This is a genomic window from Streptomyces xiaopingdaonensis (genome assembly GCF_000262345.1).
Classification (GTDB): domain Bacteria; phylum Actinomycetota; class Actinomycetes; order Streptomycetales; family Streptomycetaceae; genus Streptomyces; species Streptomyces xiaopingdaonensis.
Genome location: NZ_AJTQ01000222.1, coordinates 26,456 through 46,646, shown reverse-complemented (window position 1 = coordinate 46,646; position 20,191 = coordinate 26,456). Strand labels below are relative to the sequence as shown.

Below are 20,191 nucleotides of genomic sequence, written 5' to 3'. Positions count from 1 at the left end.
GGCCCCGCCAGTTGAGGAGAGTCCCCGCGCGTGACCAGGAACATGGGTTATGCCCTGCTCGCCGGCCTAGCGGCGATCGTGGTCCTCGTGTCGACCGCCATCTTCATCGGCGTCGGCAACACCGACGCAGGGCTGGACTCGGGTTCCCCGCAGGCGCGCAACTCCGCCGCCCCCGCCTCCTCCGGCAACTGGGTCGGTTCCTGGTCGGCGTCGCCCGTCGCCGCCGAGCCCGGCACCCAGGACGGGTTCATGGACATGTCCATACGCAACGTCGTCCACACGTCCGTCGGCGGCACCGGCGCACGCATCCGGCTCTCCAACACCTACGGCAACCGCCCGTTGGTGATCTCGCACGCGACGCTCGCGCTCGCCGCGGCCCCCAGCAACCCGACGGCCGCCGCCGGCACCATGCGCCGGCTCAGCTTCGGCGACCGCGAGTCGGTGACGATCCCCGCCGGGCAGGAGGTCACCAGCGACGCCGTACGCCTCAACGTCCCGCACGCCGCCGACCTCCTCGTCACCACCTACTCGCCCGAGCCCTCGGGCCCCGTCTCCTACCATCCGTACGCGCGCCAGACCAGCTACGTCGCCCAGGGCGACCGCGCCGACGAGACCTCGGGGACCGCGTTCACCCAGCAGAGCCCGTACTGGCGCTACCTCACGGGCGTCGACGTCTGGTCGGCGGAGACCGAGGGCGCCGTGGCCGTCCTCGGCGACTCCATCACCGACGGCATCACCTCCAGCCCCGGCGCCAACCGCCGCTGGACCGACTTCCTCGCCGAGCGGCTGCGGACCGAGCGCGGCGCACCGCGCTACAGCGTCCTCAACGCCGGCGTCAGCGGGAACCGCGTCCTCATCAACGGCAGCAAGTACTCGCCGAACAACGGCCCGAGCGCCCTGGAGCGCATGAACCGCGACGTCCTCTCGCGCACCGGCGTCCGTACCGTCGTCGTGGAGATGGGGCTCAACGACATCATCAAGCCGCCGCGGCAGCGCGACCCCGACCGGATCGTGGAGGGCCTGCGCCAGATCGTCGGGCAGGCCCACGCGCGCGGACTCCGCGTCGTCGGCGCCACCCTCACGCCCTTCGGCGGCCACCGCGGCTTCCGGTCCCACCTCGACCAGGTGCGCCAGCAGGTCAACGAGCAGATCCGCGAGGGCAAGGTCTTCGACGCCGTCGTCGACTTCGACGCGGCCCTCCGCGACCCCGCGCACCCCGAACGCCTGCGCGCCGCCTACGACTCGGGCGACCACCTCCACCCGAGCGACAACGGCTACCGCGCCATGGCGGAGGCGCTCGACCTCAAGCTCCTCAAGCGCTCGGGCCCCGCGAAGCTCTGAGCCCTCAGCCGGTACGCCCCGCGTACATCCGCGCGATCACGTCCTCGATCGCCGGCTCCTGCACCGACAGGTCGACGAGCGGGTACTCCGCGGCCACCCGCCCCACGAGCGGCGCGGCGCTCGCCGAGGCCGGGAAGGCGAGCCACTGCCGCGGGCCCTCGGTCCGCAGCGTCCGCGCCCCGTCGAGCCCGCTGATCGGCGGGAGTTCACGCGCCAGGTCGACGACGAGGACGCGTTCGCTCTCGCCGACCTCGTGGAGCCCGGCGAGGGCGCCGTCGTACATGAGCCGTCCGTGGTCGATGACGAGGACCCGCTCGCAGAGCTGCTCGATGTCGCCGAGGTCGTGCGTGGTGAGCAGGACCGTCGTGGAGCGTTCGGAGTTGAGGTCGGCGAGGAAGCGGCGGACGGCGGACTTGCTCACGACGTCGAGGCCGATCGTCGGCTCGTCGAGGTAGAGGACCTCCGGGTCGTGGAGGAGCGCCGCGGCGATGTCGGCCCGCATCCGCTGGCCGAGCGAGAGCTGCCGGACGGGGACGGTCAAGAGCGGGCCCAGGTCGAGGAGTTCGGTGCAGCGGTCGAGGTTCTCCCGGTAACGGGCCGCGGGGATGCGGTACATGCGCCGCATGAGGCGGTAGGAGTCGCGCAGCGGCAGGTCCCACCAGAGCGTCGTACGCTGCCCGAAGACGACGCCGATCCGCCGCGTCAATTCCACGCGCTCCCGCGACGGATCGAGCCCGGCGACGCGCAACCGGCCCCCGCTCGGCGCCAGGATGCCGGTGAGCATCTTGACCGTGGTGGACTTCCCCGCACCGTTGGGCCCGATGAAGCCGACCATCTCGCCGCGCGGCACGGTGAAGGAGAGCCCGTCGACGGCGCGCACCTCGACGCGCTCCCGCCGCAGCCGCCCCGCCCGGCGACGTATGCGGAAGACCTTCTCCAACCCCTCGACCTCGAGGAACGGTTCGGCCGCTGCTCCCATGCTCAACTCCCGGTGCTCCGATAGGCGCGCAGCCCCCGCCGCCAGGCCAGCCCGGCGAGCGCGCAGCAGACGAGCGCGACGGCGGGCGACGCGAGGTCGACCCAGCCCGGCAGGCCGAGCGGGTCCTCGCGCCCCAACACCCGTAGCGCGGGCAGCCAGTTGACGAAGGCGAGCGGCACCACGAAGACGACGCCGCGCACCAGCTCCCTGGCGAAGAGGGTCGGCGGGTACTGGAGGAGCGTCGTCCCGCCGTAGGTGAAGGCGTTCTGCACCTCCGACGCGTCCTGCGCCCAGAACTGGAAGGCCCCGCCGAGGACGAAGACGCAGCCGAAGATGACGCCGCCGCTCACCAGCATCGCCGCGGTGAGGAGCACGCGTCCGGCCGTCCACTCGATGTCGAGCCGGAGGAGCGACCAGACGAGCACCGCACCGCCCTGCGCCACCCGCCCGAGCCGACGGAGCGCGAACCGGTCGGCGGCGACCTGCGCGAGCACCGGGACCGGGCGGACGAGGAGGGTGTCGAGGGTGCCGTCGCGGATGCGGGTGCCGATCCGGTCGAAGGTGCCGAGGAAGAGGTCGGCGAGGCCGAAAGCGGTGCTCGACGTCCCGTAGAGGAAGGCGACCTCGGCGAGGGTGAAGCCGCCGAGCGTCTCCACGTGGGAGAACATGATCATGATCCCGACGAAGTCGAGGAAGGTGGTGAGGAGGTTCCCCGTCGCCATGATCAGGAACGAGGTGCGGTACGCCAGCGTCGAGCGCACCCACATCCCGGCGATGAACCCGTATGCGCGCACGCCCCACAGGAAGACCGCCGCCCGCCGGCGTATCGCCTCAACCACCCTGCACCACCACGCGCCGCACCGCGAGCGCCTGCACCGCCCGGCCCACGGCGAACAACACGGCGGCCCAGCCGAGTTGGAAGCCCCACCCCGCCACCACGTCGCCGCCCTCGCGCGCGCCGAGCAGCACGTCGGCGGGGACCTGGAGCATCGCGGCCCAGGGGAGCTGCTGCACCGCCTCGCCGAAGGAGCCGGGGAAGACGGTGAGCGGCAGCAGCATCCCGGAGAAGAAGACCCCGAGCAGCGTGCTGAGGGTGCTGACGCCGTGCGAGTCGAGGAGCCAGAAGGCGCAGAGCGCGAAGAGGTAGCGCACGGCGAAGCTGACGAGGACGGCGAGGAGGACCGAGACGGCGAACGCGGCCCACACCGACGGCTCGGAGGGCAGCGCGAGGTCGAAGGCGAAGGCGCCGACCGCCATCGGTGCGACGCCCCTGCCGAGGAGGTGGAAGCCGGCGCGCCCCAGGTCGCTCGCGAGCCACCAGAGCTGGAGATCGATCGGCCTGTAGAGGTCGACGGCGACATCGCCGGTACGGATGCGCTGCTGGAACTCCTCCTCGAAGCCGCCGCCCATGAGCGCGACGGTGGCGAGCATCGCCTGCCCGATCCAGACGAAGGTGAGCGCCTGCGCCTCGTCGTAGCCGCCGAGTCGGGGGCGCTCGCTCCAGAGGGCCTGGAAGGTGTACGCGAGGATGAACCCGAAGACGGTGTTGGTGAAGACTCCGGCCACCGTTGCGACCCGGTATGTCGCATATCGTCGGAAGCCCCCGCGCAGCACGGTGGAATAGAGGAGAAGCAGGCGCATCCTTTTGCTTCCCTCCGCCGTCTTCCCAGTAGGCACGACCTCGGCGTCGACCGGTGCGGACGACGGCGCAGTGGTGTCCGCAGCGACGTGCGGGGAGCACGGACGTGAGCCGTCGCGGCCGGCGACAACGGGCGCGGTGAACCGAAGCGACGGACTCTAGCTCAGCGTTCCCCGGCGTCGCCACGGAGTTTTCTCACCCCTCAGGGTGAGCGCCCCGGAGCCGAAAGGAGGCCGACCTCTTCAGCGGGGGCGCGCACTCGGCCGCAGAAGGCGGAGGGTGCGACAGTGTGTACGGGTGATCCGCGCCGGCGGGGCCTTGACGAGGAGTACGGGTAATGAGTGACGAGCCGAACGGCGGGTCCGAGGGCCACGAGGCCGGCGACGAGGAGCAGCCGGCCGAGGGCGCACCGCGCCGCACCGGCTGGAGGCGACTGGTGCCCACGTGGCGGATGGTCCTCGGCGCGGGGCTGCTGGTGCTGCTGTTGATCACGGGGGGCCTCGTCGCGGGGTACCTCCTCGTGGACATCCCCGCACCGAACAAGGCAGCGGCCGCGCAGACCAACGTCTACCTCTACTCGGACGGCACCACCATCGCCCGCGAAGGCGACGTCAACCGGGAGAACATCGGCCTCTCCAAGGTGCCGAAGTCCACCCAGCACGCGGTGCTCGCCGCCGAGGACCGCGGCTTCTACAGCGAGTCGGCCGTCGACCTGAAGGCGATGGTGCGCGCCGCCTGGAACACCGTCACCGGCGGCGGCAAGCAGTCCGGCTCGACGATCACGCAGCAGTACGTGAAGAACTACTACCTCGACCAGGACCAGACGCTCACCCGGAAGGCGAAGGAGTTCTTCATCTCGCTCAAGCTCGACCGCGAGGTGAGCAAGAGCGAGATCCTCAAGGGCTACCTGAACACCAGCTACTTCGGCCGCAACGCCTACGGCGTCCAGTCGGCGGCCCAGGCGTACTTCGAGAAGGACGCGGAGGACCTCACCACCGCCGAGGGCGCCTACCTCGCCGCGCTCGTCAACTCCCCGAACGCGTACGACATCAGGCAGCACCCGGAGAACCGCAAGCGCGCCGTCGCCCGTTGGCAGTACGTCCTCGACGGCATGGTCGAGGAGGGATGGCTCACCAAGAAGGCGCGCGCCGGCATGGAGTTCCCCGAGCCGAAGCAGACGAAGCCGCCGAACAGCCTCTCCGGGCAGAAGGGTTACCTCGTCGAGGCCGTCAAGAACCACTTGATAGAGAACGACATCGTCGACGAGAACAAGCTCGCAGGCGGCGGCTTCCGCATCACCACCACGCTCGACCGCCCCAAGCAGGAGGCGATGCGCGAGACGGTCGAGGACGAGCTGCTCTCCAAGCTCGACCCGGAGGCACGGAAGGTCGACGACTACGTACGCGCGGGCGCCGCCTCCATCGACCCGAAGACGGGCAAGGTTCTCGCGATGTACGGCGGCACCGACTATACGGAGCAGTACACCAACACCGCGACGCTCAGGGCCTACCAGGTCGGCTCCACCTTCAAGCCGTTCATCTTCACCTCGGCACTGGAGAACGACGCGCGCACCCAGGACGGTCAGGCGATCGACGCGCAGACCGTCTACGACGGCACCAACAAGCGCGAGGTCGTCAACGACGGCCACGGCACCGACTACGCGCCGGAGAACGAGGACGAGAAGTCCTACGGGCGCATCCCGGTCACCACCGCCATGGACAAGTCGGTCAACTCCGTGTTCGCGCAGATGGGCGTCGACGTCGGCCCGAAGAAGGTGAAGCAGACCGCGATCGACCTCGGCCTCCCGGAGAAGACGCCGAACATGCCCGAGGACGGCTCGATCGCGCTCGGCGTCGCCACCGCCTCCCCGCTCGACATGGCCGAGGCGTACGCCACCCTCGCCAACCACGGCGAGCACGGCGCGTACCGCATGGTCGAGAAGATGACCCGCGGCGAGGAGGTCTTCGACCTCCCCGACCACGATCCGAAGCAGAAGGTCTCCCGTACCGCGGCCGACTCCACGACGGCGATCCTCCAGAACGTCGTCAAGGGCGGCACCGGCACGGCGGCGCAGTCGGCGGGCCGGCCGGCCGCCGGCAAGACCGGCACGGCCGAGGAGGACAAGGCTGCCTGGTTCGCCGGCTACACGCCCGAACTCGCCACCGTCGTCAACGTGTTGGGCATCGACTCCAAGGACGGCACGCAGAAGCCGCTCTACGGCGCGGCGGGCGAGAAGCGCGTCAACGGCGGCGGCTTCCCCGCGCGCATCTGGGGCGACTACACCAAGTCCGCGCTGAAGGGCGAGAAGGTCCGCCGCTTCGACCTGAAGACCGACGGCGCCGACCCCGGCATCCCCTCCACCGCACCGCCCTCCTCGTCGGCCCCGGGCAGCGAGCCCCCGAGCGAGCAGCCCACGGAGCAGCCGCCCACGTCGGAGCCGCCCCCGCCCCCGTCCGACCCGGGCCCGCCCACCGACGACCCGCCGAGCGAGGAGCCGCCCCCGCCGAGCATCCCGGAGAGCGGCGGCATCGACGGCGGCGACAACGGCGGCGAGGACGGCGGGGACGGCGGCGGCGAGGACCCGGGCGGCGGCATCGACGGCGGCTGGGACAACGGCGGCGTCGAGGGCCCCTATTCGGCGCTCGCCACCTACCGCCCCACCGCCTCGCCCGCGTCCGCCTCGGCATCCGGCTCCCCGAGCCTGGCCCCCGGGGGCCTCCGGAGGTACTGACCACGGCCGCGGTGGCCCGGCGACCTGGGCCGCCGCGGCCGCCGCACGGCTTGCTACCTTCAGGGGCGCCGGCAGCCGCCGGCCCCGACGAGACGCGCCGTACCGGGCCGGCAAAGACGACGCACCCCCGCAAGCACGATGACTACGGAGGTGCCCCCATGGCATGGGTTCTGCTGGTCTTCGCCGGCGTCCTGGAGGTCGGCTGGTCGATCGGGCTGAAGTTCACGGAGGGGTTCACCCGGTTCTGGCCGAGCGTCTGGACGGTGCTCGGCTTCGCCGCGAGCATGTTCCTCCTCTCCCAGGCCGCCAGGACGCTGCCGATCGGAACCGCCTACGGCGTCTGGGTCGGCATCGGCGCGGCAGGCGCCGCGATCCTCGGCATCGTCCTCCTCGGCGAACCGGCCACCGTGGCGCGGCTGTTCTTCATCGCGCTGCTCCTCGCCTCCGTCATCGGCCTCAAGATGACGTCGGGGCACTGAGCGCAACTCCGCCGGGTCTGCCGGACGTCGACGGGTTCGCCGGGCGAGAGGCGCTGGCTCCTCGCCCGGTGGGCTCAGAGGTAGAGGCCGGTGGAGTCGCCCGCGCCCTCGAGGCGCTGGGCCGCCACCGCGTGCAGGTCGCGCTCGCGCATGAGGTAGTAGGCGACGGCGCGGACCTCGACCTCCGCGCGGTCCTCGGGGTCGTAGAGCACGCGGTCCCCCGGCTCGACGGTGCGCACGTTCTGGCCGACAGCGACGACTTCGGCCCATTCGAGCCGTCGGCCGACGGCGGCCGTCGCCGGGATGACGATGCCCCCCGAGGAGCGCCGCTCCCCCTCGCCCCGGTCGGAGCGGACGAGAACGCGGTCGTGGAGCATCCGGATGGGCAACTTGTCCATCTCGGCGGAGCCTTCGGTGCGGGCAGCGGTGTCGGGTGCAGTGGTCTCGGAGGTCACGCCAGAAACCGTAACGCAGGGCCTCAGCGGCGCTTGCGCCGAGCCGAGAGGACGCACAGCCCGACGACGGCCGTGGCGGCGAGGGCAGCAGGGACCACGCGCTCCAGCCGGGGCGAGCCCTGCTCGTCGACGAACTGTCCCCGCGCCTGCGAGACGGCGCGGTTGACGGCGACGTAGGCACGGCCGGCCGTACGGTCGGCGGCCGCCGAGGCACGCGCCTTGGCGTCGCCGACGAGAGTCTGCGGATGCACCCGTACCGCGAGTTCGTCCAGCGCCTCGGCGAGCTGATGCCGCCTGCGGACGATGTCCGCCTCGATGTCCGCGGGGGTTCTGGGTTCCGGCACCGCGTTGCCTCCGTCGCTGTGGGGTACGGGCTTGCACGCCCGGTCTGCTCGGCGCCTCGGGGGCTCGCGCGACACGGCAGTGCCCCCGCGACACCGTCTGTTACCGGACAGTCTGTCAGCTTGCCGCATCCTTCGCCCCACGGCACCCCCACTGTGGTGTCGGCGCTACCCTCGGGCACGGAAGACGGGCGAAACCCGCGCCCGCCGTACGACCGAGGAGGACACGTGAGCGAGCGACTTCAGCCGGGCGACACCGCGCCTGCCTTCTCCCTCGCCGACGCGGACGGCAAGCAGGTCTCGCTCGCTGACCACCGCGGACGCAAGGTCGTCGTCTACTTCTACCCCGCCGCCATGACGCCGGGGTGCACGAAGCAGGCGTGCGACTTCACCGACAACCTCGACCTGCTCGCCGGCGCCGGCTACGACGTCATCGGCGTCTCGCCCGACAAGCCCGAGAAGCTGGCGAAGTTCCGGGAGAAGGAGGACCTCCGCGTCACGCTCGTCGGCGATCCGTCGAAGGAGGTCATGGAGGAGTACGGCGCGTTCGGCGAGAAGAAGCTGTACGGGAAGACCGTCACGGGCGTCATCCGCTCCACCGTCGTCGTCGACGAGGAGGGGAAGGTCGAGCGCGCGCTCTACAACGTCAAGGCGACAGGGCACGTCGCCAAGCTGATCCGGGATCTCGGTCTGGAGGGCTGATATTGACTCCGCGGCACGTCAACGCCCGCAGTTCGTCGGGCGGCGACCCCGCAGTCGACAGCACGAAGAACGTAACCCGTACGCCGACCAGGCGAGCGGCGCGGGCGCAGGCGCGGTACAGATCTGCTATGGACCCCGAGGCCGCGCCGCCCGACGAGGCGGCGCTCAAACGCCATCGACCCCTGTACCGCGCCATCGCGCGCCGGCTCAACCCGCGTGTGCGCCGCAGCGACATCACGGTGACCGACGAGCCCACGGTGCGCAGGGCGACGAAGGCCGCAGCCGTCGGCAACGCGATGGAGTGGTTCGACTTCGGGATCTACTCCTACCTCGCCGTCATCATCGGCAAGGTCTTCTTCCCCGGCGCGGGGGCGACCCAACTCCTCGCCTCGTTCACCGCGTTCGCCGCCTCGTTCCTGGTGCGGCCGCTCGGCGGGCTGTTCTTCGGCCCGCTCGGCGACCGCATCGGCCGCAAGCAGGTGCTCGCGCTGACCATGATCCTCATGGCGGCCGGCACCTTCGCCATCGGGCTCATCCCCTCCTACGCCGCGATCGGGGTCGCCTCCCCCCTCCTGCTGCTCGTCTGCCGCATGGTGCAGGGGTTCTCGACGGGCGGTGAGTACGGCGGCGCCGCGACCTTCATCGCGGAGTACGCACCGGACAAGCGGCGCGGTTTCTTCGGCAGCTTCCTCGAGTTGGGCACGCTCACCGGCTACACCGGCGCGGCGGCGCTCGTCCTGCTCCTCAACACGACGCTCGGCGAGCAGACGATGCTCGACTGGGGCTGGCGCATCCCGTTCCTCGTCGGCGGACCGATCGGCGTCGTCGGGCTCTACCTGCGGCTGAAGCTGGAGGAGACGCCCGCGTTCCGCAAGCAGGTCGAGGAGCTCTCCCACTCGGCCAACGCGGCAGCCGAGGCACGCAGCGCACCCAAGGCCGCCGAGAACACCCCGAAGCGGGAGTTCTCGGCGATCTTCGCGGGCCAGTGGCAGCGGCTGCTGCTCTGCATCGGCCTCGTCGCCGCGTACAACATCACCGACTACATGCTCCTCTCGTACATGCCGGCGTACCTGACGAGCGAGATGGGGTACTCGGGTGCGATGGAGCTGGTCGCGGCGATCATCGCGATGGTGGCGATGATGACGGTCCTCCAGCAGATCGGGAGGCTCAGCGACCGAGTGGGCAGGAAGCCGATACTGCTCGCGGGGATGCTCGGATTCCTCGTGCTGACGGTGCCGGCCTTCCAGCTCTTCCGACTGGGCAGCTTCCTCGCCGCCGTCGGCGGGCTGCTCGTCCTCGGGGCCTGCCTCGTCTGCCTCCTCGGCACGATGTCGGCGACGCTCCCCGCGCTCTTCCCCACGAAGGTGCGGTACGGCTCCCTCTCGATCGGCTACAACGTGGCGACGTCGATCTTCGGCGGCACGGCCCCCGGCGTCATGACCTACCTAGTCGACTCCACGGGCAACAACCTCGCCCCCGCCTTCTACGCCTCGGGCGCCGCGCTCCTCGGGATCATCGCGGTGCTCTGCATGCGCGAGACGGCGCAGCAGCCGCTCGACGGCTCGCCTCCGTCGGTCTCCACGGAGGAGGAGGCGAAGGAGCTGGTCCGGGAGCAGTCCTCCAACCAGCGCTGAACCCCGGACCGCGCGCCCACCGGCGGCGCGCGGTCCGGGCTCCTGCGCGCGGGGGCGACCGGGTACGATAACCGTCGTTCCGGCGGCCGTTGCTGAATGGTATAAGCGAGGGTTTTAGGTGCCCTTGGGAGCAATCCCATGTGGGTTCGAATCCCACCGGCCGCACTGGAAGGTAAGCCCTCTGACCTGCACGGATTCCTCCCGCGCCCTCGCAGGTCAGAGGGCTTCGCCGCACACCGAGGCGATCGAGCTGTCCCTGCGGCGCGTATCAAGCCCTGAGCGAAGCAGCCATGACGGCACTCAGCCGGTCGACACCGTCTCTGCTCGGAGCGGCAGCTCCGCAGCTCGGCGCCCTATGAGTCCAACGGTTGACAAGCCGGTGGGAGTTGACGGGGAGAAAGGCGCCCAGGGGCGGGCCGGCAGGGCGGAAGACGTGCCACGCCAACGCGCCTGATGCGCCGCCGTTCACTCATCCGCACATGGAAACGCAAGTCAACTTCCGCACGGGGCAAGAGCGGCGGGTCCGGTGCTTTCCCGGCAAGTGGCGTGAAGCACCATCCAGTCGACATGAGTCTTCCGCAATGGCTGTGACCTTGGCAGGCTTCACTGGTCCCTGCTGTCACGCACACCTTTGCGAGGTTCTTCGTCATGCCCCAACTCGACCGGCGTCGCTTTCTGCAGATAACGGGAGCAACTGCGGGCTTTGCGGCGCTTTCCGGCAGCATCGACCGGGCCGCCGCGATCCCGGCGGCGCGCCGCACCGGCTCCCTCGAGGACGTCGAGCACATCGTGGTCCTGATGCAGGAAAACCGCTCGTTCGACCAGTACTTCGGCGCCATGAAGGGGGTACGCGGCTTCGGCGACCCCCGGCCCGTCGCGCTGCCGAGCGGCAAGCCGGTTTTCCATCAGCCCACGAAGCCCGGCTCCGGGACCGAGGTGCTGCCCTACCGGGCCGAGGACGAGGACCTCGGCATGAAGTTCCTCGCGGGCCTCGACCACAGCTGGAACGGCAGCCACAAGGCGCTCAACGACGGCGCGTACGACGGGTGGATCGCCGCCAAGTCCGAAGAGACGATGGCCTACATGAACCGGGACGACATCCCGTTCTTCTACGCCCTCGCCGACAAGTTCACCGTGTGCGACGCCTACCACTGCTCGTACATCGGCAACACCGAACCCAACCGCTACTACATGTGGGCGGGCTACCAGGGCGGCGACGAGGACGGGATCGGGGGGCAGGTCGTCTCCGGCGACGATCCGGGCAACGGCGGCACCACGTACCCCGAGCGGCTGGAGGAGGCCGGGATCTCCTGGAAGTGCTACCAGGACATCGGCAACGGCCTGAACGGCGCCGGCGAATGGGGCTGGACCGAGGACGCCTACATCGGCGCCTACGGGTGCAACACGCTGCTCTACAACGAGAACTACCGCAAGGCGAAGCCGGGTGAGCCGCTGTACGAGAAGGCGCGGCGCGGCACCGAGATCAAGAAGAGCGGTGAGCTGCTGGACGACCTGCGCGCCGACGTCAGCGCGGGCAAGCTGCCGCAGATCTCCTACATCACCGCGCCCGAGGCGTTCGACGAGCACCCCAACTGGCCCACGAACTACGGCGCCTGGTACATCGCGCAGGTCCTGGACGTGCTCACCTCCAACCCCGAGGTGTGGAGCAGGACGGCCCTGTTCATCACCTACGACGAGAACGACGGCTACTTCGACCACGTGGTCCCGCCCTACGCGCCCGCCACCGAGGCCCAGGGCGACGCGACGACGGACACCGCGGCCGAGCACTACGAGGGCGACGCCGAGAACCAGGCCGGGCCCTACGGTCTGGGCCCGCGCGTGCCGATGCTCGTCGTCTCGCCGTGGTCGACCGGCGGCTACGTGTGCTCGGAGACCTTCGACCACACCTCCCTCATCCGCTTCATGGAGCAGCGCTTCGGCGTCCACGAGCCGAAGATCTCGCCGTGGCGCCGGGCCGTCTGCGGCGACCTGACCTCGGCCTTCGACTTCTCGCTCAAGGAGACAGGCCGCCCCGAACTGCCGGACGTCGACGAGTACGAGCCGACCGACAACGAGCGGCACGACTCCTACAACCCCGCACGCCCCGACACCCCGCAGGCGCTCCGGCAGGAAAAGGGCCGCCGCCGCACCCGGCCGCTGCCGTACGCACCGGCGGTCGACGGCGAACTCGACGCGGCTCGGGGGAGGTTGACGCTGACCTTCGGCGGCGGCGAGAAGGCCGGCGCGCACTTCCACGTGACCTCCGGCAACCGCACCGACGGCCCCTGGGTGTACTCGACCGAGGCCGGAAAGACGCTCTCGGCCACGTGGTCGACGGACGCGTCCGAGGACGCCTACGACCTCACGGTCCACGGGCCCAACGGGTTCCTGCGCACCTTCCGGGGCAGCGCGACGGAGGCGGGCCCCGAGGTCACCGCGCGGCACCGGGCCGGCACCGGCGGCGTCGAGCTGACGGTCACCAACTCCGGTGCGGCCAGGGCGACCCTGCGCCTGACCAACGGCTACGGCGGCCGGAGCGAGACCCTCAGCGTGCGCGCGGGCGAGACGCTCACCCACACCGTCGACCTCCGGGCGACCAAGCGCTGGTACGACCTGCGGCTCCTCAGCGACCACGACGACACCTACCTGCGCCGCTTGGCCGGGCACGTGGAGACCGGCGAGCCGGGCGTGAGCGACCCGGCCATCGCCACCGCCTGACCAACTCCCCGGCGGAGGCGGTCTCATGGCGACCACGGTGGGCGGGGCCGGGCAGTGCTCGGCCCCGCCCACGGTGGTCAGGTCGGTGTCGGCTGTGGGCAGTGCCGGGTTCCTGGTACTCGCACCCGCGCCGGTGAGACACAGTGCCGGCTTACCGGGCACCTCGGCTCGGATACGTGACAGCGGGAACTCCGAGCGCAATGACGGCGCCGAGGAATCGCAGGATCTTCGTCTTCCCACGACTGAGGCGTCGCTTGCCGGCGCCCGCCTTGACCGAGATCGCATGTCCTGCCTTGAGGACGGAGCGGGGAGCGAGCGCACACAGGAGGCCGAAGGCGAACGCCACCGCAAGGACGATGAGAAACTCCGATTCCACTGATGTCCTTCCGCTCTTCTTCGCCGTCGACGGGTCGGGGCGAGCAGTCGGTGCGGGTGTCGCACACTCGGGCGTGTGGTGCATGATCGTTGAGACGTGGGCTTCAGCGCGCCGGGGCGGGCCCCACCGCGTCAATCCCCGGTCCCCGGCGCCGGGTTCACCCCAGCCCGTGCCGCCGCTGCACGATGCGCTCCACGGCCGCGCGCGGCAGGAGCCGCCGCAGCGGGAAGACGAGCTGGGCCGAACTTCCCACCGCGTACAGCGGCTTGGTGCTGCGGGCCTCGATCGCGCGGAGGACGGTGCGCGCGACCTTCTCGGGCGAGATCCCGTCGGCCTCGTTGGCGTTGAGCGCGCGCAGCATGGCGTGGTACTCGTCCGCGAACGGCGACCCCTCGCGGAGGTACTGCGTGCGGCGCTCGCTGATCCCCGTGTTGATCGAGCCCGGCTCGACGGTGGTGACCCCCACGCCCCACGGGGCTGCCTCGCGCCTCGCCGCGCTGGCGAACCCCCGCAGCGCCGCCTTGGACGCGACGTACGAGGAGCGGTAGGCGAGGGGGAAGCTCGCGAGCATCGAGCCGACCATCACCACCCGCCCGTACCGCCGTTGGCGCATGCCGGGGAGCAGGAGCTGGGTGAGGCGCACCGCGCCGAATACGTTGAGCTGGAAGAGGCGCCGCACCGCCTCGGGCGGCAGCTCCTCCAGCGGACCGCTCTGGCTCTCGCCCGCGTTGTTGACGAGGATGTCGACGTCCCCCGCCGCCGCGGCGCACCCCTCGATCGAGGAATCCTCGCCGAGGTCGAGCGGCAGGTAGGTGACGCCCTCGAGCGGCTCGTCGACCTTCTCGGGGGCACGGCTCGTCCCGAAAACGCGCACCCCGCGCGCGACGAGCGCGGCGGCGACCGCGGCGCCGATCCCCGAGGAGGCGCCGGTGACGAGGGCGGTACGGCGCTCGCCCGCCGGCGTCACGCGAGGCTCCTGGCGAGGGCGCGGCCGGCCGCGCGGCCGGAGAAGATGCAGCCGCCGAGGAAGGTGCCCTCCAGTGCGTTGTAGCCGTGGACGCCGCCGCCGCCGAAGCCGGCGGCCTCGCCCGCCGCGTAGAGGCCGTCGAAGAACTCGCCGTCCGGGCGCACGACTTGGGAGTCGAGGGTCGTCTCCAGGCCGCCGAGGGTCTTGCGGGTGAGCAGATGGAGGCGGACGGCGATGAGCGGCCCGTGCGCCGGGTCGAGGAGGCGGTGCGGCCTGGCGACGCGGGTGAGCCGATCGGCACGGTAGGAGCGGGCGTTGTGGATCGACATCAACTGGAGGTCCTTGGAGTACGCGTTGTCCACCTCCCGGTCCCGGGCGAGTACCTCGCGCTCGACCTGCGCGGCGTCGAGGCCGGGTTCCGGGGCGACGCGGTTCATCCCGTCGACGAGCGCGCGGAGGCCGCGGGCCTGTACGAAGTCCTCGCCGTGGTCGAGGAAAGCCTGGACGGGTCCGGGTGCGCCCTTCTTCACGCGGGAGAGCGTCAACTTGAGGTCCTTGCCCGTGAGATCGGGGTTCTGCTCCGACCCGGAGAGCGCGAACTCCTTCTCCACGATCGAGCGCGTCAGGACGAACCAGGTGTGCTCGTGCCCCGTACCGAGGATGTGCCGCAGCGTGCCGAGGGTGTCGTGCCCGGGGAAGTACGGCGCGGGGAGCCGCTTCCCCGTGGCGTCGAGCCAGAGCGAGGAGGGCCCCGGGATGATCCGTATCGCGTGGTCGGGCCAGACGGGCGCCCAGTTCTTTATCCCCTCGGTGTAGTGCCACATCCGGTCGCGGTTGACGAGGGACGCCCCGGCGCGCTCGGCCGTCTCCAGCATCCGCCCGTCGACGTAGGCGGGGACGCCGGTGATCATCGAGCGCGGTGCCTCGCCGAGCCGCTCGACCGGCCAGTTCTTCCGCACCAGTGCGGAGTTGCCGCCGATGCCGCCCGAGGTGACGACGACGGCCTGAGCCCGCATTTCGAACTCGCCCTCCGCCTCGTCGGACGAGGCGACGCCCCGCGCCGCCGGGTCGGCGGCGAGCACGCTGCCGCGCACCCCGACGGCGGCGCCGTCCTCGACGAGCAGCTCCTCCACGCGGTGCCGGTGCGCGAACCGGACGAGACCGCGCGCGGCCGCCGCCTGCACCGGTTCCCGGAAGACGCGCACCACTTCGGGCCCGGTCCCCCACGCGAGGTGGAACCGCGGCACGGAGTTCCCGTGCCCCGCGGCCGTGCCGTCGCCGCGCTCGGCCCAGCCGACGTTGGGCGTGAGGCGCAGCCCGAGCCCGCGGAGGTAGCTGCGCTTCTCGCCCGCCGCGAAGTGCACGTAGGCCTCGGCCCAGCGGCGCGGCCAGCGGTCCTCGCGCGGGCGGTCGAAGGCGGCGGAGCCGAGCCAGTCGGCGAGGGCGAGTTGCTCGGAGTCACGGATGCCCATGCGCCGCTGCTCGGGGCTGTCGACGAGGAAGAGTCCGCCGAGCGACCAGTGCGCCTGTCCGCCGAGGTTCGCCGGGCTCTCCTGGTCGACGACGAGCACCCGGCGCCCGGCGCGGGCGAGTTCGTACGTGGCGACGAGGCCGGCGAGGCCGGCCCCCACCACGATGACGTCGGCGTCCTCAGGCACGGTGCGGCTCCTCGGGATGCGGGGTCTCCTCCGGAGCAGGAGGCTCAAGTCCCCCTGGGTCGCGGGGAGTCGGTCGGCTGTAGGCGTACAGGACGTGGCGGAAGAGCTCCTCGCGGTGCCGGAGGGCGTCCTCGCTCCCCGGCTCCAGCAGGACCTGTACGGAGGTGCCGTCGTGGACGGCGACGAGCGCGCTGCCGAGCGCCGCCTCGTCGGGGACGGCGCGGCCCGCCCGGCGCAGCGCGGCGGTGAGGACCGGGACGAGGGTCTCCCGGATCGCCTGCTCACGAGCGGCGACGACGCGCCGCAGGCCGGGCGTGCGCAGCGCGTGCGCGGTGAACTCGGCGGTGACCCTGTGCCACTCGTCGTCCACGCCGACGGCGGCGAGCGCGGCGCGCAGGGCCTCTTCGGGCGCCGCGGCCGGCGCCCGGGCGAGAGCCTCGCGGAGGTCGTGGAGCATCCGCGCGGAGCGCTCCTCCCACATGGCGAGGAAGAGTTCGTCGAGGGAGGAGAAGTTGGAGTAGAAGGCGCCCCTGGTGAACCCGGCGCGTGCGCAGACGCTCTCGACCGTCGTGCGGCCGAAGCCCTCTTCGGCGAAGGCCCGGAGCGCGGCATCGAGCAGCCTGCGCCGGGTCTGCGCGCGGCGCGCGGTGGTGCGCCGTGCTCCGCCGCCGAGCCGCGTCGTCCCGTCCATCGGCCCCTCCCGATACGGGAACGTATCGGATGCGTTTTCGTATCGGCAAGGGGTGTGAACGGGGCGGGAGGCGCCGGTCGTTCGGAGCGCGGCAGGCTCAGCCGAGGAGCTCCCGTACGACGGGGACGAGCGCGCGGAACGCCTTGCCGCGGTGGCTGAGGGCGTTCTTCTCCTCGGCGCTCAGCTCGGCGCAGGTGCGGGTCTCGCCCTCGGGCTGGAGGATCGGGTCGTAGCCGAACCCGCCCTCGCCCGCCGGCGCGTACCGCAGGGTGCCGGTGAGGCGGCCCTCGACGACGCGCTCCGTGCCGTCGGGGAGCGCCAGTGCCGCCGCGCAGGCGAAGTGGGCGCCGCGGTGCGGCTCGTCGATGTCGGAGAGTTGGGCGAGGAGGAGCTCCAGGTTGGCGCGGTCGACGGCGTCGCCGCCGTGCCGGCCCGACCAGCGTGCGGAGAAGATGCCGGGGGCTCCGCCGAGCACGTCGACGCAGAGCCCCGAGTCGTCGGCGACGGCGGGCAGACCGGTGGCCCCGGCGAGCGCATGCGCCTTGAGCAGCGCGTTCTCGGCGAAGGTGACGCCCGTCTCCTTGACGTCGGGGACCTCGGGGTAGGCGTCGGCCCCGACGAGTTCGACGTCGAGCCCCGCGTCCTGGAGGATGGCGCGCAGCTCGACGACCTTGTGTGCGTTGCAGGTGGCGAGGATCAGGGTGTGGCTCATGCGGCGATTATCCCGCCGGGGCCGCCACGCCCGCCGGGGCCCCGGCGGGAAAGCTGGACGGACCGCACGGTTCGACCCGCGCGGCCCGTACCAGGTATGACGTTTGAGAAGTCCGCGAAGTTTCCGGTTCGGCGAAGAGGTTGCGCCCGGCCGGCGCAGCCCGCGCCGGTTCAGCTACCGAGTGCCTGCCGCTGGACGCCGTCGAGTTGGGCGCAGCCGGCCGCGGCGAGGTCGAGCAGGCCGTCGAGCTCGTCGCGCGAGAACGGCTGCCCCTCGGCCGTCCCCTGCACCTCGACGAAGCGCCCGTCCCCGGTGCAGACGACGTTCATGTCTGTCTCGGCGCGGACGTCCTCCTCGTACTTGAGGTCGAGGAGCGGGGTGCCGTCGACGATGCCGACGCTGACGGCGGAGACCGAACCGGTGAGCGGCTGCGCCTTCGCCTTGACGAGCTTCTTCTCCTGGGCCCAGGCGACGGCGTCCGCCATCGCGACGTAGGCGCCCGTGATGGCGGCGGTGCGGGTGCCGCCGTCGGCCTGGAGCACGTCGCAGTCGAGGACGACCGTGTTCTCGCCGAGCGCCTTGAAGTCGATCACGGCGCGCAGCGAGCGGCCGACGAGCCGGGAGATCTCGTGGGTGCGTCCGCCGATGCGGCCGCGGACGGACTCACGGTCGCCCCTGGTGTTGGTGGCGCGGGGCAGCATGGCGTACTCGGCCGTGACCCAGCCCTGGCCGCTGCCCTTGCGCCAGCGGGGCACGCCCTCGGTGAGGCTGGCGGTGCAGAGCACCCTGGTGTCGCCGAAGGAGACCAGGACGGACCCCTCGGCGTGCTTGCTCCAGCCGCGTTCGATGGTGACAGCGCGCAGCTGTTCGGCCGTACGGCCGTCGATACGATCCATGGCCCCGACCCTATCCGCCGCTCGAGCGTCTCCTCGCCGGGGCGAGGGACGTGCGTGGAGATCAGGCCACCGAACGGAACGGACGCTTCCGAGCAGCCCCGACTGCCCCTGCCCGCAGGCGGATCACCGCATGTCCTCGATCTCGTTGGCGACCGGGTCCGCGTCGGTGCCGATCACCACCTGTACCGCCGTGCCCATCTTCACGACGCCGTGGGCGCCCGCGGCCTTGAGCGCCGCCTCGTCGACGAGGGCCGGGTCGTTCACCTCGGTCCGCAGCCGGGTGATGCACCCCTCGACCTCCTCGATGTTCTCCAGCCCGCCGAGCGCCGCCACGATCTTCTCCGCCTTGTTCGCCATCTGCTCCTCCTGGCCTCGACGCCGATCGCCGGTTCCGTCGGCCGCCGGGTCGAACGCCGGTGCCGTTCCGGGTGTGTTCACGTTAGCCCACGTTCGGCCCACCTTCGCGGGCGTATGACTGCTTGGTGGCGAATGATGACGGTTACTTGGCGGCTCCCGAGAACGCGGCGGGAGGCCGGACGGGGCGAGGAGGTGACAGGTGAGCGCAGAGAGCGCGGCGTCGCCACGGGGCCGGTGGGGAAGCGTGGGCTCGCAGTTCTTCCAGGGGCTCCAGAAGATGGGCCGGAGCCTGCAACTGCCCATCGCGGTGCTCCCGGCCGCCGGCATCCTCAACCGGCTCGGTCAGCCCGACCTCTTCGGGGACGAGGGGATCGGCTGGACCAACGTCGCCAAGGTCTTCCTCGGCGCGGGCAGCGCGCTCCTCGACTCCGCGCTCGGCCTTCCGCTCCTCTTCTGCGTCGGCGTCGCGATCGGGATGGCGAAGAAGTCCGACGGCTCCACGGCGCTCGCCGCCGTCGCCGGATTCCTCGTCTACTACAACATCCTCCAGCAGTTCCCCGAGTGCCCCGACGGCATGAGCTTCTCCGACGGGGCCTGCGTCACGGGGGACGGCTCGACCGAGCCGGCGACCTTCCAGAACCCGGGCGTCTTCGGCGGCATCGTCATGGGGCTCCTCACCGCCTGGTTCTGGCAGCGGCTCCACCGCGTCAAGCTCGTCGACTGGCTGGGGTTCTTCAACGGCCGGCGGCTGGTGCCGATCGTGATGGCGTTCGTGGCGCTCGGCTTCGCGGTGCTCTGCCAGTGGGTCTGGCCGCCCGTCGGAGACGCGCTCACCGACTTCAGCAAGTGGCTGACGAACATGGGCTCCTGGGGCTCCGGACTCTTCGGCCTCGCCAACCGGGCGCTGATCCCGGTCGGGCTGCACCAGTTCCTGAACACCTTCATGTGGTTCCAGTTCGGTTCCTACGAGAAACCGGACGGCACCGAAGTGCACGGCGACATCAACAGGTTCCTCGCGGGCGACCCGTCGGCCGGGCAGTTCCTCTCCGGCTTCTTCCCGATCATGATGTTCGCGCTGCCTGCCGCGGCCCTCGCGATCACGCACGCCGCGCGGCCCGAGCGCCGCAAGGAGGTCGGAGGGCTGATGCTCTCGGTGGCGCTCACCTCGTTCGTCACGGGCGTCACCGAGCCGCTGGAGTTCAGCTTCCTCTTCGTCGCGCCGCTGCTCTACTGCATCCACGTGGTGCTCACCGGCGCCTCGATGGCGGTCACCTGGGCGCTCGGCGTCCACGACGGGTTCAGCTTCTCCGCCGGCCTGATCGACTACGTCATCAACTGGAGCCTCGCGACGAAACCCTGGCTCATCGTGCCGATCGGACTCGGCTTCGCGGTGATCTACTACACCGTCTTCCGCTTCGTCATCACCAAGTTCGACCTCAAGACGCCCGGACGCGAGCCGGAGGAGACCGCCCCCGAGGACGAGGGGCAGAGATACAGCAAGTGAGCGCCGGACCG

The 20,191-nt window shown here is 71.3% G+C and carries 18 protein-coding genes, 1 tRNA gene and 1 riboswitch; of the genes, 8 read left to right on the top strand and 11 right to left on the bottom strand.

Translation table 11 applies throughout. From position 1 onward, the window contains the following. The first annotated feature begins 42 nt into the window (after positions 1 to 42). Complete coding sequence (locus tag UWG_RS0117465) at positions 43 to 1,341, top strand: SGNH/GDSL hydrolase family protein (protein ID WP_016908508.1); 1,299 nt, start codon at positions 43 to 45, stop codon at positions 1,339 to 1,341. 4 nt (positions 1,342 to 1,345) lie between these two features. On the opposite strand, the gene UWG_RS0117460 is transcribed toward UWG_RS0117465, so the two are convergent. Genes UWG_RS0117460 through UWG_RS0117450 form a run of 3 tightly spaced genes read right to left on the bottom strand, consistent with a single transcriptional unit; the run spans position 1,346 to position 3,961 of the window. After that, the gene (locus tag UWG_RS0117460) at positions 1,346 to 2,320 is read right to left on the bottom strand and encodes an ABC transporter ATP-binding protein (RefSeq protein WP_016908507.1); all 975 of its coding nucleotides are present in this window, start codon (positions 2,318 to 2,320) and stop codon (positions 1,346 to 1,348) included. A 2-nt stretch (positions 2,321 to 2,322) separates the two neighbouring features. After that, entirely contained in the window at positions 2,323 to 3,159 is an 837-nt protein-coding gene (locus UWG_RS0117455; protein ID WP_016908506.1) for an ABC transporter permease, read from the bottom strand. Beyond that, positions 3,152 to 3,961: an ABC transporter permease gene (locus tag UWG_RS0117450; RefSeq protein ID WP_016908505.1), complete on the bottom strand. Its 810-nt coding sequence runs from the start codon at positions 3,959 to 3,961 to the stop codon at positions 3,152 to 3,154. Before UWG_RS0117450 ends, UWG_RS0117455 begins: the two co-directional genes overlap by 8 nt. Positions 3,962 to 4,296: 335 nt before the next feature. Here UWG_RS0117450 and UWG_RS0117445 point away from each other — a divergent pair, with 335 nt between their 5' ends. Both UWG_RS0117445 and UWG_RS0117440 read left to right on the top strand, forming a co-directional pair. Beyond that, positions 4,297 to 6,690, top strand: coding sequence for a transglycosylase domain-containing protein (locus UWG_RS0117445; RefSeq protein ID WP_016908504.1), 2,394 nt, complete (start codon positions 4,297 to 4,299; stop codon positions 6,688 to 6,690). Between the two features lie 62 nt (positions 6,691 to 6,752). Next, a riboswitch (guanidine-III (ykkC-III) riboswitch) is annotated at positions 6,753 to 6,816 on the top strand. A gap of 32 nt (positions 6,817 to 6,848) precedes the next feature. Next, a complete protein-coding gene (locus UWG_RS0117440) occupies positions 6,849 to 7,169 on the top strand; it encodes a DMT family transporter (protein WP_016908503.1) in 321 nt (106 codons plus the stop codon). Between the two features lie 74 nt (positions 7,170 to 7,243). Here the strand turns inward: UWG_RS0117440 and UWG_RS0117435 are convergent, their stop codons facing one another. Then, entirely contained in the window at positions 7,244 to 7,567 is a 324-nt protein-coding gene (locus tag UWG_RS0117435; RefSeq protein ID WP_026328750.1) for a GroES family chaperonin, read from the bottom strand. Positions 7,568 to 7,647: 80 nt separating this feature from the next. Then, positions 7,648 to 7,968: a DUF3618 domain-containing protein gene (locus UWG_RS0117430; protein ID WP_016908501.1), complete on the bottom strand. Its 321-nt coding sequence runs from the start codon at positions 7,966 to 7,968 to the stop codon at positions 7,648 to 7,650. A gap of 225 nt (positions 7,969 to 8,193) precedes the next feature. On the opposite strand from UWG_RS0117430, the gene bcp reads away from it, so the two are divergent. The 4 genes from bcp (at position 8,194) to UWG_RS0117410 (ending at position 13,019) form a co-directional block, all read left to right on the top strand. Continuing rightward, positions 8,194 to 8,667: a thioredoxin-dependent thiol peroxidase gene (bcp, locus tag UWG_RS0117425; protein WP_016908500.1), complete on the top strand. Its 474-nt coding sequence runs from the start codon at positions 8,194 to 8,196 to the stop codon at positions 8,665 to 8,667. Positions 8,668 to 8,795: 128 nt separating this feature from the next. Then, positions 8,796 to 10,301, top strand: coding sequence for an MFS transporter (locus UWG_RS0117420; RefSeq protein ID WP_016908499.1), 1,506 nt, complete (start codon positions 8,796 to 8,798; stop codon positions 10,299 to 10,301). An 82-nt stretch (positions 10,302 to 10,383) separates the two neighbouring features. Further along, positions 10,384 to 10,466 (top strand) — tRNA-Leu (locus UWG_RS0117415). Positions 10,467 to 10,949: 483 nt separating this feature from the next. Further along, positions 10,950 to 13,019 carry a phosphocholine-specific phospholipase C gene (locus UWG_RS0117410; protein WP_016908498.1) on the top strand — a complete coding sequence of 690 codons (2,070 nt, stop codon included), beginning with the start codon at positions 10,950 to 10,952 and terminating at the stop codon, positions 13,017 to 13,019. Positions 13,020 to 13,552: 533 nt separating this feature from the next. Here UWG_RS0117410 and UWG_RS0117400 read toward each other — a convergent pair. The 6 genes from UWG_RS0117400 to UWG_RS33995 form a co-directional block, all read right to left on the bottom strand. Beyond that, positions 13,553 to 14,362 (bottom strand): SDR family oxidoreductase, encoded by an 810-nt coding sequence (locus UWG_RS0117400; RefSeq protein ID WP_016908496.1) that lies wholly within the window; start codon positions 14,360 to 14,362, stop codon positions 13,553 to 13,555. After that, entirely contained in the window at positions 14,359 to 16,020 is a 1,662-nt protein-coding gene (locus UWG_RS0117395) for an FAD-binding dehydrogenase (RefSeq protein WP_016908495.1), read from the bottom strand. Before UWG_RS0117395 ends, UWG_RS0117400 begins: the two co-directional genes overlap by 4 nt. Further along, positions 16,013 to 16,711: a TetR/AcrR family transcriptional regulator gene (locus UWG_RS0117390; RefSeq protein ID WP_016908494.1), complete on the bottom strand. Its 699-nt coding sequence runs from the start codon at positions 16,709 to 16,711 to the stop codon at positions 16,013 to 16,015. Before UWG_RS0117390 ends, UWG_RS0117395 begins: the two co-directional genes overlap by 8 nt. Before the next feature lie 97 nt (positions 16,712 to 16,808). Beyond that, positions 16,809 to 17,423, bottom strand: coding sequence for an RdgB/HAM1 family non-canonical purine NTP pyrophosphatase (gene rdgB / locus UWG_RS0117385; RefSeq protein WP_016908493.1), 615 nt, complete (start codon positions 17,421 to 17,423; stop codon positions 16,809 to 16,811). 170 nt (positions 17,424 to 17,593) lie between these two features. Then, the gene (gene rph, locus UWG_RS0117380; RefSeq protein WP_016908492.1) at positions 17,594 to 18,319 is read right to left on the bottom strand and encodes a ribonuclease PH; all 726 of its coding nucleotides are present in this window, start codon (positions 18,317 to 18,319) and stop codon (positions 17,594 to 17,596) included. 123 nt (positions 18,320 to 18,442) lie between these two features. Further along, entirely contained in the window at positions 18,443 to 18,979 is a 537-nt protein-coding gene (locus UWG_RS33995) for a PTS sugar transporter subunit IIB (RefSeq protein WP_272943205.1), read from the bottom strand. Here UWG_RS33995 and UWG_RS0117370 point away from each other — a divergent pair. Further along, the gene (locus UWG_RS0117370) at positions 18,876 to 20,180 is read left to right on the top strand and encodes a PTS transporter subunit EIIC (protein WP_029391531.1); all 1,305 of its coding nucleotides are present in this window, start codon (positions 18,876 to 18,878) and stop codon (positions 20,178 to 20,180) included. The two genes, UWG_RS33995 and UWG_RS0117370, sit on opposite strands and share 104 nt — an antisense overlap. Positions 20,181 to 20,191 lie beyond the last annotated feature (11 nt).